The organism is Kitasatospora sp. NPDC127121, assembly GCF_042677305.1.
Taxonomy (GTDB): domain Bacteria; phylum Actinomycetota; class Actinomycetes; order Streptomycetales; family Streptomycetaceae; genus Kitasatospora.
This window is the reverse complement of sequence record NZ_JBHXTQ010000025.1, coordinates 75,680-90,181: the sequence shown is the minus strand read 5'-3', so window position 1 is coordinate 90,181 and position 14,502 is coordinate 75,680. Positions and strand designations below refer to the sequence as shown.

The window sequence follows — 14,502 nt, the reverse complement described above, 5'->3', positions numbered from 1 at the left end:
CGGGCGATCAGCCCGGGGTACCAAGGTCACACTGTCCGACGGAACCGGGATCCTGCCGGTCCCAGGTGTGCCCGGGACCGGCAGGACGGCGGTCAGCGGCGGGTCCGGCGGAGCGTCAGCAGCAGGAGGCCCGCGGCGAGCATCGCGAAGGCCGCCAGGCCCGCCAGGGGCATCGGGTCCGACCCGGTGGGGGGCAGCGGGCCGCCGGTGGGGCTGGGCGAGGGCTGCGACGGGTTGACGGTGATGCTGGTGGCGCAAGGTCCGCCGGTGGTCGCCGACGGCTGCGGCACCTCCCGCGCGGAGCGGAGCGACCGGTTTGCCGAAGCGGGGCAGTTGCTGCCGTCGCCGAGCGAGACGACCCGGTTGTCGAGGCGCTTGCCGCCGGCGTCGGACCTGACGGTGAAGGTGTAGACGAGGGTCTCGGTGGCTCCGGGGCGGAGGTCGAGGGTCCAGGTCAGGCGCGGCGGGCTGTAGGAGATCCGGCCGATGGTGGCGTGGGCGTCACCGTCGTAGCCGGCGGCGTCCAGGACGCCGGTGAAGTCGTCGACGACGACGGCGCCGTGGTAGGTGCCGCTGGCGCGGTTCGTGGCGGTGACGGTGTAGGTGACCTTGTCACCGGGGTCGGGCTTGGCCGGGGAGACCTGCTTGGCGAGGTGCAGGTCGTGCCGGACGGTGATCGGCTCCGTCGGGGTGGCCACGGCCGTGTGCGTGGGCGTGGCCGGGTCGGGGCCGCCGGTGACGACGGCGGAGTTCACCGGCACCTCCGTCGCGTCCGGAGAGAGGGTCCCGCTGAGGGTGTAGGTCGCGGTGGCGCCGACGGCCAGGTCGATGGCGGGGCAGGTGGCGACGCCGCCGCTGTCAGGGCAGGGCATGCCGTCGGCGTCGGCGGTCAGCACCGGGTGGTCCACCTGCTGCGGGAACCGGTCGGTGACCACGACGTTGCGGGCCCGCGAGGGGCCGTCGTTGGTGACGCTGACCCGCCAGGAGATCGGCCCGCCGGCCACGACCGGGGAGGTCAGCAGCACCTTGGAGACCGTCAGACGGGCCTGCTGGACCGGCGAACCGGTCGGTGAGGCGACGGCGGTGTGGGTGGGTGTGGCGGGGTCGGGCCCGCCGGTGACGACCGCAGTGTTCACCGGCGTGCTGGTGGCCGCGGGGTCGAGCTTGCCGGTGAGCGTCCACGAGTGGGTGGCGCCGACCGGGATCTGGACGGCGGGGCAGGTCGCGACCCCGGCCGTGACGGGGCAGACGGCGCCATCGGAATCCGAGGTCAGCGAGGCGCCGGACACCCCGCCGGGCACCCGGTCGGTGACGACCACGTCCCGCGCCTGGCTGGGGCCGTTGTTGGTGACCGACACCTGCCACCGGATCTGCTGCCCAGGCACCACCGGGCTCGTCAGCAGCACCTTCGACACCGTCAGACGGGCCTGCTGGACCGGCGAACCGGTCGGTGAGGCCACGGCGGTGTGGGTGGGTGTGGCCGGGTCGGGCCCGCCGGTGACGACCGCAGTGTTCACCGGCGTGCTGGTGGCCGCGGGGTCGAGCGTGCCGGTGAGCGTCCAGCTCGCGGTGCCCCCGGCGGGGATCTCGACCGCCGGGCAGGTGGCGACGCCGGCGGCGATGGCGCAGCTGGCCCCGCTCGTGTCATCGGCCATCGCGGGGTTGTCGACGCCGTCCGGGATCCGGTCGGTGACCACGACGTTCCGGGCCCGCGAAGGACCGTGGTTGGTGACCGTCACCCGCCACCGGATCGGGCCGCCCGGCACCACCGGATCGGTGAGCAGGATCTTGGAGGCGGTCAGGTTCGCCTGCGGCGACGGGGAGCCGGTGGGCGAGGCCACGGCGGTGTGCGAGGAGGCCGTGGGGTCGGGGCCGCCGGTGGCGGTGGCGCCGTTGGTGGGAGTGACCGTGGCGTTGGGGTCGAGGACGCCGCTCAGGCTGTAGCTGTGCGACTGACCGACCTCCAGCTCAATGGCCGGGCAGGTTGCGACGCCGCCCGAGACCGGGCAGGCGGCCCCGTCGGTCTCGGACGTCATGGTCGGGCTCGACACTCCCGCCGGGATCCGGTCCGTGACGACGACGTTCCGGGCCCGCGAAGGACCGTTGTTCGTGACGGTGACCCGCCACTGGATCTGCTGCCCGGGCACCACCGGGTTCGTCACCAGCACCTTGCCGAGCGTCAGGTTCGCCTGCGGGGTGACGGCGCCGGAGGGGCTGGCGACCGCCGTGTGCGTGGGCGTGGCAGGGTCCGGGCCGCCGGTGACGGTCGCGGTGTTCCCGGGCACGGCCGTGGCGTCCTGGGCGAGCATGCCGGTGAGGGTGAAGGTCGAAGTCGCGCCGACCGGGATCTTCACCGCCGGGCACGTCGCCGTGCCGGTGCTGACCGGGCAGGACGAGCCCGTGGCGTCCACGGTCATCATGGCGCCGACCACCTGGTCCGGGATCCGGTCGCTGACGACCACATTGCGGGCGGTCGACGGCCCCCGGTTGGTGACGGCGACCCGCCACGAGATCGGCTGGCCAGGCACCACCGGGTCGGTGAGCAGGATCTTCGTCACGGTCAGGTTCGCCTGCGGCTGGGCCGTCTCCGTGGGAGTCGCCGTAGCCGTGTTGTTCGACGGGTTGGGGTCCGGGCCGCCGGAGACGGAGGCGACGTTCACGGGCGTGCTGGTCGCGGCGGCAGCGTCGAGCGTGCCGGTGACGGTGTAGGAGGCGATGCCGTCGGCCGGGATCTCGACGGCCGGACAGGTCGCCGTGTTGCCGGCGATCGGACACGGCGTGCCGTCGGTGTCGGCGGTCACGGCCGGATTGTGGACCTCCGCCGGGACGGTGTCGGTGACGACCACGTTCCGGGCCCGGGAGGGACCGTTGTTGGTCACCGTCACCCGCCACTGGATCGGGCCGCCCGGCACCACGGAACCGGTGACCAGCACCTTGGAGAGCGTGAGGCTGGCCTGCGGCGAGGGCGAGTTGGTCGGGGTCGCGACGGCGGTGTGCGTGGGCGTCGCCGGGTCGGGGCCGCCGGTCACGATGGCGGTGTTGGTGGGCGTGGTGGTCGCGTCCGAGGCCAGGGTGCCGGTGAGGGTGTACGACTCCGACTTGCCGATGGCGAGCTCGATGGCCGGACAGGTCGCCCGGTTCCCGGTGATCGGGCAGAGGCTGCCGTCCGTGTCCCGGGCCAGGGACGGGTTCGCGACGCCGTCAGGGACGGTATCGGTGACGACCACGTTCCGGGCCGTGCTCGGTCCGTTGTCGGTCACGGTGATCCGCCACTGGATCTGCTGTCCGGGCACGACCGGGTTGGTGAGCAGCACCTTCGACACCGTCAGGCTGGCCCGTCCTGAGGGGGTGGTGGTCGGCGAGGCGACGGCGGTGTGGTGGGGTCGGGGCCGCCGGTCACGGTGGCGGTGTTGGTGGGTGTGGTGGTGGCGTCCGAGGCCAGGGTGCCGGCGAGTGTCCACCTCAGTGTTTGGCCGACGGGGATCTGGACGACCGGGCACGTCGCCGTCCCGTTGGCGATCGGGCATGTCGTGCCGTCCGTAGCCGTCATCCTGGCGTTGGTCACGCCCGTCGGTACCTGGTCGGTGACGATGACGTTGCGGGCTTCGCTGGGCCCGTTGTTGGTGACGCTGACCTGCCATTGGATCTGCTGTCCGGGCACGACCGGATTGGTGACGAGCGCCTTCGAGACAGTCAGGTTCGCCTGCGGCGAGGGGGTGGCGGTCGGCGAAGCCACCGCGGTGTGGGTCGGAGTCGCCGGATCGGGGCCGCCGGTGACCGTCGCGGTGTTGGTGGGCGTGGTGGTGGCGTCGGGTGACAGTGTGCCGGTCAGTGTCCAGGGGACCGAGCCGCCCACGGGGATTTGAACGGCCGGGCAGGTCGCCGTCCCGGACGTGATCGGGCAGTTGGCGCCATCAGCGTCAGCCTTCATCGAGGCAGCCGTGACACCGGCCGGAACCTGGTCGGTCACCACGACGTTCCGGGCTTGCGACGGACCGTTGTTCGTCACGCTGACCTGCCACTGGATCGGGCCGCCGGGTACGACCGGGTCGGTGAGCAGGGCCTTCGACACCGTCAGGTTGGCCTGTCCCGAGGGGGATGCGGTCGGTGAGGCGACGGCGGTGTGGGTCGGGGTCGCCGGGTCGGGGCCGCCCGTGACGATGGCGGTGTTGGTGGGTGTGGCGGTCGCGTTGGGGTCGAGGGTGCCGGTGAGTGTCCACTTCAGTGTTTGGCCGACGGGGAGGTTCACCGCCGGGCAGGTAGCTGTTCCGGACGTGATCGGGCACGTCGTGCCGTCCGTAGCCGTCATGCTGGCGGTGGTCACACCCGTCGGTACCTGGTCGGTGACCACGACGTTGCGAGCTTCGCTGGGTCCGTTGTTGGTGACGCTGACCTGCCATTGGATCTGCTGTCCTGGCACGACCGGGTTGGTGACGAGCACCTTGGAGACGGTCAGGTTCGCCTGCGGCGAAGGCGAGTTGGTTGGTGAGGCGACTGCGGTGTGTGTGGGTGTCGCGGGGTCGGGGCCGCCGGTGACGGTGGCGGTGTTGGTGGGTGTGGTGGCCGCGTTGGGGTCGAGGGTGCCCGTCAGTGTCCAGGTGCGTGTCTGGCCGACCGGGATGTTCGCTCCTGGGCAGGTGGCGGTGCCGTTGGTGATCGGGCAGTTGATGCCGTCGGCGTCAGCCTTCATCGAGGCAGCTGTGACACCGGCCGGCACCTGGTCGGACACCACCACATTCTGGGCGGTGCTCGGTCCGTTGTTGGTGACGGCTACCTGCCACTGGATCTGCTGTCCGGGTACGACTGGGTTGGTGAGCAGCGTCTTCGAGACCGTGAGGCTGGCGTGCGGTGAGGGCGAGTTGGTCGGTGAGGCGACGGCGGTGTGCGTGGGCGTTGCCGGGTCGGGGCCGCCCGTCACGATGGCGGTGTTGGTGGGTGTGGTGGTCGCGTTGGGGTCGAGGGTGCCGGTCAGTGTCCAGGTCGACGTCTGGCCGACGGGGATCTCGACGGCCGGGCAGGTCGCGATGCCGTTGGCGATCGGGCAGGTCGTGCCGTCTGCGGCCGTCACGCTGGCGTTGGTCACGCCCGTCGGTACCTGGTCGGTGACGATGACGTTGCGGGCTTCGCTGGGTCCGTTGTTGGTGACGCTGACCTGCCATTGGATCTGCTGTCCGGGCACGACCGGGTTGGTGACGAGCACCTTGGAGACGGTCAGGCTCGCCTGCGGTGACGGCGAGCCGGACGGGGTCGCGACGGCGGTGTGCGTCGGGGTGGCCGGGTCGGGACCGCCCGTCACCGTCGCCGTGTTGGACGGTGTCGTCGGGGCGTTCGGGCTGAGGGTGCCGGTGAGCGTCCAGGTGAGCGAGCCGCCGACGGGGATCTCGACGGCGGGGCAGGTTGCCGTCCCGTTGGTGATCGGGCAGTTGGTGCCGTCGGTGTCGGCCTTCATCGACGCGCCGGTCACCCCGTTGGGCACGGTGTCGCTGACGACCACGTTCCGGGCCCGCGACGGCCCGTTGTTGGTCACGGTCACCTGCCACTGCACCTGTTGTCCGGGCACCACCGGGCTCGTCAGCAGCGCCTTCGACACCGTCAGGTTTGCCTGCGGTGACGGAGTGGCGGTCGGCGAGGCCACCGCTGTACGCGTCGGGGTCGCCGGGTCGGGGCCTCCGGTGACCGTGGCGGTGTTGGTGGGGGAGGTGGTGGCGTCGGGCGACAGCGTGCCGGTGAGCGTCCAGGAGAGCGAGCCGCCGACGGGGATCTCGACAGCCGGACAGGTGGCAGTCCCGTTGCTGATCGGGCAGTTGGCGCCGCCGGTGTCGGCCGTCATGGAGGCGCCGGTCACTCCGCTGGGCACGGTGTCGCTGACCACGACGTTGCGGGCCCGCGACGGGCCGCTGTTGGTCACCGTGATCCGCCACTGGATCTGCTGTCCGGGCACCACCGGGTTGGTGAGCAGGACCACCGGCCGCCGGGGTGGTGGCGTCGGCACCGGGGGAGGAGCCGCCGCCACCACCGGCGATGAGCAGCGGGGTGGTTCCGTAGGTGCCGTTCCACACGGCGCTCAGCCCGCCGCCGCCGTACGTCGGGCTGGTGCTGTTCATCACGCCGCCCTGCCCGGAGGTGACGGTGAGCCGCTGGCCGGGCGTCACGGCGAGGGTGCCGGTGGTGTAGCCGCCGCCACCGCCTCCGTACTGGCCGGTGTAGTAGGGGGGCCGGCGCCGCCGGCGCCGAAGACGCGGGCGTAGACGCTGCTCACCCCGGCGGGCACGGTGAAGGTCTGGTCGCCGCCGCTGTAGGTGAAGCGGACGCAGTTGGTGTTGGTGGCGGACGGCGTGCAGGAGACCTGGGCGCGGTTCCGTTCGACGAGGCCCGGGGCGGTTCGCTGCGGGTGCACGGAGGCGGCGAGGGCGAACCCTCCTTGCGGCACCAGGCACAGCAGCGCGAGGACGCCACGCAGCAGCATGGACACTGGACCGTCGACCAACGACCGCACCGGACGCCCCGGCGCCTCCTCTCGCGATCACGCGTCAGCACGCGTGCGCGACCAGGAATAACCGACGTCGCGGTAGGCAGCGGTCACTCGCGACCGTGTCATCTGATCATTACGTGCGAATCCCTGCTATTGGCCTATGAGGAGGCCTCGGCCGGGTCTCGCGGGCGGCGACGGAGTCGCTGCTCCCGCCCCGGAGGACTCCGGTCGGAAACCCGCCCGGAACGACGGGTCGGGGTGGGGAGCACCCACCCCGACCCGTGTGTCGATGTCCCCGCTCGATCAGTGCGCTCAGCGCGTTCAGCCGAACGCCGGCACCTGGTCCAGCACCGCCAGCCGCGCGTTCGCCGTCCGGATGCTGCCGCACACCACCTGCGCACCGCCGATCCGGTAGTCGTCCCCGCTGCCGGTCGCCTTGATCACCGCACCCTGCAGCGAGGTGTAGGACTTGTCCGCCAGATCGGCCTTCCGCAGGTCCCGGACCACGATCAGGCGGCGCAGCAGGTCGCTCGCGCCGGGCTGGGCGCCCAGGGCCTTCTTCTGGTCCTCCGACAGCTTGGCGAAGGCCGCGTCGTTCGGGGCGAAGACGGTGACGTTGTCCATCGAGTCGAAGACGTCCTTGGCCTTGGCCGTCTTGATCAGCGAGGACATCGAGGTGAGGTCCTTGGTCTGGTCGATCGCGGACAGCACCGGGATGCCGCCCATCGAGGCCAGGCTCCCGGGGCCGTCGGCCGGCAGCGCAGCGCAGTTCGGGCCGAACGCCTGCTCCGGCGGGGGAGGTGCGGCGACCGCCGGAGCGGCAGCGTCGCTGCCCACACCGGTGCAGCCCGCGAGCGGCACGAGGGCCAGCGCGACGGCTGCGGTCAAGACGGGGCGGGTCGTGCGACGACGCATGCGAAGTCCTCCTCAAGGGGGCGAACCGGCCTATCCGGGCTGAATACGCTCAGATAGTGACACGGGAGCGGGGTGATCCCCGGGACTGGCCTCACTTGACGAACCATCACTGGACAACGTCCGGCTCCGGCGGACCGGCCCGCCCGGGCGACGGGCGAGCCGAACGGGCTGTCCTCGCCCGGACCCCCCGTCAGGGGGTGAGTCGGAACGCCTCCAACTCCATGCCGTACCAGCGGGTGGTGCGGCCCAGCGCGGTCATGCCGAGCCGGTGGCAGACGGCCAGCGACGGCCGGTTGTCCGGCCGGACCACCGCGTGGATCTCGGCCAGGCCGTCCGCGAATCCCTTGGCCACGGCGCCCTGCGCGGCCTCGGTGGCGTAGCCCTGCCCCCAGCTGTCCGGATGGAGGTGCCAGCCGACCTCGACCTCTCCGTCGCCGTCCGGGATCGGGATGAGCAGGACGGAGCCGGCGACCACGCCGGTGTCCTTCCGTTCCGCCGCCCAGGTGCCGAAGCGCGGGTCGGCCGAGCGGCAGCGGAAGCGTTCGATCGCCGCCTCGGCGTCAGTGAGGTTTTCCAGGGTGCGGGGATCGCGGCCCAGCCACTGCGTCACCTCCCAGCGGGAGTAGATGTCGAGTGCCCGCTCGCGGTCCTCGGGCTGCCACTGGCGTATCGTCAGGCGATTGGTCGTGAACATGGACGTGATTCTGCTCCGACTGACCTGCGGGTGCCAGGCGCAGGCGCTTTCGGCATCGACCGCGAGGCTTCCACCGCACGGCGCTTCCGTCGCGGAGCTTCCATCCCGCAGCTTCCACCGCCCCGACCGGACGGGCTCCCGTGCGCAGGGCGACTTTGGGCCAAGATTGCCTGTTCATGCGATCAGCACATGTTGTGCACACCTCCTCCCCGTAGGGTGTGGCCGTCCCATCCCGGGTTCCCCCGTCAACGGGCCGCATCGTGCTGCCCGCCGCTTGGACTGGAGTGAATTGACCATGCCTGACCGCCACTTGTGGAAGCGCCTGACAACTACCGTCGTCCGCAGGGGAGTCGGCGCCACCCTGGGCGCCCTCGCGCTGATCGCAGCCTTCGTCCTCGCGGGAACCGCCGCCGGGACGTCGAGTGCGGCGGCCCAGCCGGCCGGCTGGGGCGGCCCCGGCAAGTGGGCCTGCTCCGGCGCACCCGTCCAGTCCGGATGGGTCATCACCATCTACGACCGGACCGGCTGCAACGGCTCCGGCTCCTGGTACCAGGAACCGGTCAAGGACGGGATCTGGACCTGTTCGGGCTCGCCGATCGTCCCCGGGTACGTCATCACCGACCACATCCAGACCGGCTGCAACGGCATCGGCTCCTGGCGGCACAGCCTCCCGAAGGACGGGATCTGGACCTGCGGCGGATCGCCGGTCGTCAGCGGCTACGTCATCACCGACTACATCCGCAACGGCTGCAACGGTGTCGGGTCCTGGCGGCACAACCTCGCACGCGTCGGCCTGTGGACCTGCCCGGGCTCGCCCATCCCGGCCGGCTTCCGCGCCACCACGTACAGTGCCGGCGGGTGCAGCGGCCTCGGCGCCTGGGCCCTGCTCCGCGCCTGACCCCACCCGCCTGCCGGAGGCACCGCGCACTCGCGCCGGTGCCTCCGGCACGCTCCCGCCACGGCAGCTGGTCGAAGCCGTCGCCGTCGACGCGCACAGCGTCGAGATCCACGCTGGCCATCGTGTCCACACAACGGATGGTTGTGCCCTCCCGACGGATCAGTTGTTTGATCCCGCCATTCGCCATCCGCTTTGATGCCGGTGGCCAGCGGGTGGTTGTTCGGATCGGCGAGAGGCGTACGGGTATGAATGGGCAGCGGGTACTGGGGCGGCGGGCACTGGGGCGGCGGTTCGGATGGCTGTGGGCGGCGTTCGCGGTCAGCTCCTACGGCTCGGGACTCGGATTCGGCGCGTTCCCCCTCCTCGCGATCCTCGTGCTGCACTCCGGACCGACCCAGGTGGCGCTGCTGGCCGCCGCGGGACGGGCGGTGGGGGCCCTGGTCGCCGTGCCGCTCGGTCCGTGGATGGAGTTCCGGCGCAAACGGCCGGTCATGATGGCGATGGACCTGACCCGGTTCGCGGTGCTGCTGAGCGTCCCCGCCGCGTTCGCGCTCGGCCGGCTCAGCTTCGCCCAGCTCCTTGTTGTCTCCGTCGTCACCGCCGCGGCCGACATCGCCTTCAAGGCCGCCAGTGGTGCGTACCTCAAGACGCTCGTGCCGCCCCAGGACCTGCTCGTCGCGAACAGCCGGTTCGAATCGACGACCTGGACCGCCACCACGGTCGGGCCACCGCTCGGCGGGGCCGCCATCGGAGTGTTCGGCCCGGTGGTGACCGTGGTCGCCGACGCCCTCAGCTACCTGCTCTCGGCCCTCGGCATCCGCGCCATCGGCGGCACCGAACCGCACCCCGCGCCGACCGGCGCACCGCGGCTGCGTGCCGGGGACCTGCTCGAAGGGTGGCGCCACATCCTCACCCACCCCACACTGCGCCCGCTGTTCCTCAACGCGATCGCGGTCAACGGCCTGATCATGGCCGCGGAACCGCTGATGGCCGTACTCCTCCTCGGCCACCTCGGCTACGCACCCTGGCAGTACGGCCTCGTGTTCGCCTCCCCCTGCGTCGGCGGCCTGCTGGGCTCACGCCTCGCCCGCCCGCTCGCGACGCGCTTCGGACAGCACCGGACGCTGCTCGCCGCCGGAGTGCTGCGCGCGTGCTGGCCCATCGGGCTGGCGTTCGTCCAGCCCGGGGCCCCCGGGATCGTCCTGATCGTCACCGTCCAGCTCGGCCTGGTCACCTGCTGCGGCCTGTTCAATCCGCTGCTGGCCACCCACCGGCTCGAACAGATCGACCCCGACAAGATCGCCCGCACCCTCGCCGCATGGTCGATCAGCAGCAGTGCCGCCATCGCGGCCCTCACCGCCCTGTGGGGCCTGCTGGCCGCCACCACCAGCCCCCGCACCGCGATCGCCGCCGCCGGAATCCTCCTCCTCGCGACCCCGCTGCTGCTGCCGCGCCGCGAGAGGACGCCCCGGAAGGCAGGGGAACAGGCCGCGAGCCTGACCTGAGACGCGGGAGTTCGGACGGCTGCCGGTCGAATGTCTCAGATGTCAGCGCGGCCCGCGGCGGTCGTCGAGCTGGACCTCCAACTGCGGCCAGGTTGCGGCCAGGCGTGTCAGGTCGTCCGCCGTCGGGGTGGTGAGTTTCGGGCCGGTGAGCGAGCCCACCGGTGCGCCAGGCTTGAAGTGGACCAGTGTCCCGGTCGTGCCGTCCACCTCGACGGGCTCCAATCCGGTGACGGGGACGCCGAGTTCGTAGCGCTGGGTCCAGGCCCCGTTGAGACGGCGGTTGGTGTGGACGAGCCAGTCGCTGAGCGCTGCGACGACGGACATGCCGCGCCGAGGATGACCGTCGGGCAGCACTTCGGCCTGCGGGAAGTCGAAGAACCGAAGGTCCTTCGTCGCCATGACGGGCTTCTTCACGCTCCGACCCTGCTCGTCCACCCGGGTGTCGGTGCCCCGCCCGTTGTCCCTGACGGACAGGGAGCCGTCGGTGTGGAGAACGAGGACGCAGCGCCCGCCGCCGTTTCCTGATGCTTCGTCGGCCGCATAGCCGAGGACTTCCAGGGCGAGGTGCCACGGTCCGCCCGGAGCGAACTCCGCCGGGTTCTGCCTGATGTGCGCCAGATGATCCGCATCGACGGCGCTCGACCAGTCATGTGTCGTGTTGACCCACTGGGCCCTCGGTTCATTCATCGGGCCAGGATGCCGCAGGCCGACGACGGCTCCGGGACCGGCCCCGTGACTGGCGACCGTTCGTGGCATCCGTGCCGGTCGAGGCCGGGCGATGGCCGTTGGGTGTCAGAGCAGGACCGCTCCCGCGACTGCCGCTGACGCCGTGACGAGAACGCCCACGATGCCGCTGGTGACTCCGCTCCTCCAGGACCGCTGTGCGGCCGCGAGGTCCGGGGTGAAGTCGGCCGGGTCGGCGGGGGAGTAGTGGATCGTGACGTTCCGGCCGTACGAGTTGGTGGGGTCCGGCAGGCCTGAAAAGCAGTACGCGGTGACGGCCGCGCCCTCGTGGGTGGTGAAGGCGACCACCGGCGTCTGGCTGGTGGAGGTGTAGCCGTCCTCGTCGGTGCGGACGCTCCTGACGACGGCGACCACACGGCCCGGAACGGGAACCATCGCGGCCAGAGTGTCGAACCGGCTCCGCGCCTGGCGGACCTCCTGGGGCAGGGAGCACGCGAGGAACACGCTCCACGGCGCGCCGACACCGATCAGGGCCCACGGCCAGCCCCAGTCGACCGCGGCGACGACCACCAGCCCGACGTAGATCAGGAACACCGCGAAGTTCGGCCAGCCGAGCCCGTAGCGGCCGGCCCAGAGGTCGTCGGTGAACCGGAAGGCGTCCGGTCTTCCGGGCGGATAGCGGATCCCGATCTCCCGGCCCGTCCAGGCGGTGTTGATCCGGTCGCCGCAGTCGCCGTCGTTCGTCACGGTGAACTCCTGCCCGGTGGAGGAGTCCTGGAAGGTGGCGACGATCGCTATGCCGTCCGCCTCGGAACCTCTGTGCCGCGGCTCCTGCACCCGCTCGATCCGCCCCATCACCCGGACCGTCCGCTGGGCGCCGGTGACCCCCGCCAGCGACCGCCCGTACCCGAGCAGTGCCAATGTGCCGAGCACCCCGCACCAGAGCGCCAGATAGTCGTGCCAGCCCATGAGTCCTCCTCCTGTCCTCCGGGTACGGTCTGCCGGGGTTCGTTCGCTGCTGTGGCAACCCGCCGTGTCGAAGCGCGTCGAGTGCGGGTGACGCGCGGGTGATCAGCGTGCCGGGGCTCGTCGCACTACCTGGCCCTCACCGTTCGCCTCCAGCGAGGCACTGCCCTCGGGCCCGGTCACGCCGACCCTGATCGTGAGGGAGCCGGCGAGATGGTCGGCGGTGATCTGCCAGGACGTCGGGGAGCGGACATCGAGCGTCGTTTCGGCCTCCTTGACCAGGGCCGGGAACCGCTCGTAGGGCAGGGACAGCGGATCGAACTGGGGGGCCTTCGTGCTGCTCGGGGAGAACACGACCGACAGCACGCGCTCCTGCGCGAAGACGGTGATCGCCTGTCGCGGATCCTTCCCCTCGGTAAGGGAGTTGATGGCCTTGCGCAGTTCGCCGTCGTCGAGGAACGACTGGTCCGGCCCGAGAGAGACCGTCCCGGTCCCGGACGACACCACCGTGGTCGACCACGTCGAAGTGACCGTCGGTGCCGGAGAAGCGGCGGAGTCCTGTTGCTCGAACAGGTCCACGCGGAACAGGAAGACCACGGCAGCCGCGGCGAGCAGCAGGCCGAAGAGCCTGACGAAACCGGTCGAACGGCCCTCGGAAGGCTCGGTCACCATGGTCGACTCGGGAGCCGAATCCAGCTGGGCGCCGGCCGCCCGCTCCTCCCACTCCGGGGTCGGCCGCTTCACGATCGTCACCCGCCACGGCCTGTCCGGTGGATACTTCACCACCAGGACGCCGCGCGGCCGGTAGCCGGGGAGGTCGACGAGGTTGATGTCCTGAGTGATCCCGACGCGGTAGGCAGGCTCGTCGTCCGGTACGACGGTGAGATCGAACCGCACCGGCACGTCGCTCGTCTCACCCCCAATGGCGCGCAGGCTCTCGATCACCGCGAGCGCCGTTCGGGGCACGACCTCCGCCTCCCGGGCCCGCCTCGGCGCGCCGGCGAGGAGGAGCAACAGGCCGTAGACGACGGGCAGTCCCAAACCCCCGATGAACAAGGGCACTTTCTCGACGACCACACCGACGACTAGCGCGGCCAGCGAGCCCCCGATCACGGCCCCCGTCAGGAAACCGCGGGCGAGGGCGACCGGAGTGCTGCGCGAGGGCGGCGCGCTCGTGGTGATCGTCATACGGGTGATTGTGCCGGGCCGGGGTGACAGCCGGTAGGCCTGGGGCGGGCGTTGTTCACGCGGGGCTGGCAGGGCGCGGAGTGGGGCGGCTGTCAGGAGCAGTCGGAGCGACGGGCGGCGGGCTGCGTGTGCTCTCGAAGGGCAGGTCCCAGATCGCGCCCGTCGCGGGGCGGTTTCGACGGGTGGCCCGGTTCGCCAGCTCCCGCGGTCGACCTCACGGGAGTTGGCGATGAGCGGGCGGTCTGTGCGAGAGCCGAGGGTCGGGCACGAGGGGCAGAACGGGCGCTGGGCCCGGGTGTCGAGCCTGCTGTTGGCGGGTGGCTATTGGGTGTCTGCGTCTGCGTTGGTGCCGTGTGTGAGTTGGTGGTTGAGGTTGGTGAGGGCGTTGTGGGTGGCTTTGGTGTGTTGGTTGGGGATGGTGTGTTTGGGGAGGAGGGTGGGCCATCCGTGGGGGGTGGTGGTGAAGGTGATGGTGAGTTTGGTGTGTTGGTTGTTGTGGGTGGGGGTGAGGGTGTAGGTGGTGGTGCCGGTGAAGTGGCCGGTGTGGGTGGTGGTGAGGGTGTGTGGGGGTGTGGTGTGGGTGGTGGTGGCGGTGGTGTGGATTTTGGGTCCGGGTTTGGTGTGGCCGTTGGGGTGGATGGTGATGTGGGTGGTGCCGCCGGGGTGTTCGGGGGTGGGGTTGCCGGGTTGGTGGGTGTTGTGGGGGGTCCACCAGGTGGTGGTGCCGTTGAGTTCGGCGATGAGGTGGTTCCAGACTTGTTGGGTGGGGGCGTGGATGATGGCTTCGTTGATGAGGTCGTAGGTGTGCATGGCGGGCCTTCCTGTTCTTTCCTGAATTCCTGAAGTCCTGAGTTCTTGCTTTCTGGCCTTTGGCCTGTATTTCTTTTTTGCCGCTTGCCGCTTGCCGCTTGCCGCTTGCCGCTTGCCGCTTGCCGCTTGCCGCTTGCCGCTTGCCGCTTGCCGCTTGCCGCTTGTGGTTTTGGCCTGTGCCTGTGTCTGTGGTTTGTTTTTTTATGGGTTTTTTGCTGGCTTGTTTTGTCTGTCTGGGATTTGGGCCTTCGGCTTGTGGTCTGTGGTTTGCCGATTGTTGTTTGTGGTTTGTTTGTTTTTTGTTGTGTGTTTGCGTGTGCCTGTGTGTCTGTGTTTGGGTTTGTTTTATTGGTGTATTTCTGTGGTTCTG

Annotated in this window: 11 protein-coding genes and 1 pseudogene; 2 read left to right on the top strand and 10 right to left on the bottom strand. The window is 70.8% G+C overall.

What is annotated here, in order from left to right:
- Positions 1-92 precede the first annotated feature (92 nt).
- The 6 genes and pseudogenes from ACFVHI_RS15580 to ACFVHI_RS15555 form a co-directional block, all read right to left on the bottom strand.
- Positions 93-3,314 carry a hypothetical protein gene (locus tag ACFVHI_RS15580; protein WP_380339383.1) on the bottom strand — a complete coding sequence of 1,074 codons (3,222 nt, stop codon included), beginning with the start codon at positions 3,312-3,314 and terminating at the stop codon, positions 93-95.
- Positions 3,315-3,325: 11 nt separating this feature from the next.
- On the bottom strand, positions 3,326-5,941 hold the full coding sequence (locus tag ACFVHI_RS15575; protein ID WP_380339390.1) for a hypothetical protein: 2,616 nt from the start codon (positions 5,939-5,941) through the stop codon (positions 3,326-3,328).
- Positions 5,937-6,152 (bottom strand): annotated as a pseudogene (locus ACFVHI_RS15570) (hypothetical protein); the annotation flags it as partial. The pseudogene ACFVHI_RS15570 and the gene ACFVHI_RS15575, both read right to left, overlap by 5 nt.
- Positions 6,149-6,466 carry a hypothetical protein gene (locus tag ACFVHI_RS15565; RefSeq protein WP_380339380.1) on the bottom strand — a complete coding sequence of 106 codons (318 nt, stop codon included), beginning with the start codon at positions 6,464-6,466 and terminating at the stop codon, positions 6,149-6,151. The gene ACFVHI_RS15565 and the pseudogene ACFVHI_RS15570, both read right to left, overlap by 4 nt.
- Before the next feature lie 327 nt (positions 6,467-6,793).
- The gene (locus tag ACFVHI_RS15560) at positions 6,794-7,387 is read right to left on the bottom strand and encodes a fasciclin domain-containing protein (protein WP_380339377.1); all 594 of its coding nucleotides are present in this window, start codon (positions 7,385-7,387) and stop codon (positions 6,794-6,796) included.
- 190 nt (positions 7,388-7,577) lie between these two features.
- Positions 7,578-8,081, bottom strand: a complete 504-nt coding sequence (locus ACFVHI_RS15555; protein ID WP_380339374.1) for a GNAT family N-acetyltransferase — start codon at positions 8,079-8,081, stop codon at positions 7,578-7,580.
- Between the two features lie 295 nt (positions 8,082-8,376).
- Here ACFVHI_RS15555 and ACFVHI_RS15550 point away from each other — a divergent pair, with 295 nt between their 5' ends.
- Both ACFVHI_RS15550 and ACFVHI_RS15545 read left to right on the top strand, forming a co-directional pair.
- The gene (locus tag ACFVHI_RS15550; RefSeq protein WP_380339371.1) at positions 8,377-8,979 is read left to right on the top strand and encodes a hypothetical protein; all 603 of its coding nucleotides are present in this window, start codon (positions 8,377-8,379) and stop codon (positions 8,977-8,979) included.
- A 245-nt stretch (positions 8,980-9,224) separates the two neighbouring features.
- Positions 9,225-10,484: an MFS transporter gene (locus tag ACFVHI_RS15545; RefSeq protein ID WP_380339369.1), complete on the top strand. Its 1,260-nt coding sequence runs from the start codon at positions 9,225-9,227 to the stop codon at positions 10,482-10,484.
- 42 nt (positions 10,485-10,526) lie between these two features.
- On the opposite strand, the gene ACFVHI_RS15540 is transcribed toward ACFVHI_RS15545, so the two are convergent.
- The 4 genes from ACFVHI_RS15540 to ACFVHI_RS15525 all read right to left on the bottom strand — a co-directional run bounded on the left by ACFVHI_RS15540 (position 10,527) and on the right by ACFVHI_RS15525 (position 14,132).
- The gene (locus ACFVHI_RS15540) at positions 10,527-11,171 is read right to left on the bottom strand and encodes an ATP-binding protein (protein ID WP_380339366.1); all 645 of its coding nucleotides are present in this window, start codon (positions 11,169-11,171) and stop codon (positions 10,527-10,529) included.
- Between the two features lie 105 nt (positions 11,172-11,276).
- Positions 11,277-12,137, bottom strand: a complete 861-nt coding sequence (locus tag ACFVHI_RS15535) for a DUF3592 domain-containing protein (protein ID WP_380339363.1) — start codon at positions 12,135-12,137, stop codon at positions 11,277-11,279.
- 102 nt (positions 12,138-12,239) lie between these two features.
- Positions 12,240-13,322 carry a hypothetical protein gene (locus ACFVHI_RS15530; RefSeq protein ID WP_380339360.1) on the bottom strand — a complete coding sequence of 361 codons (1,083 nt, stop codon included), beginning with the start codon at positions 13,320-13,322 and terminating at the stop codon, positions 12,240-12,242.
- Positions 13,323-13,643: 321 nt separating this feature from the next.
- Positions 13,644-14,132 (bottom strand): SRPBCC family protein, encoded by a 489-nt coding sequence (locus ACFVHI_RS15525; protein ID WP_380339357.1) that lies wholly within the window; start codon positions 14,130-14,132, stop codon positions 13,644-13,646.
- Positions 14,133-14,502 lie beyond the last annotated feature (370 nt).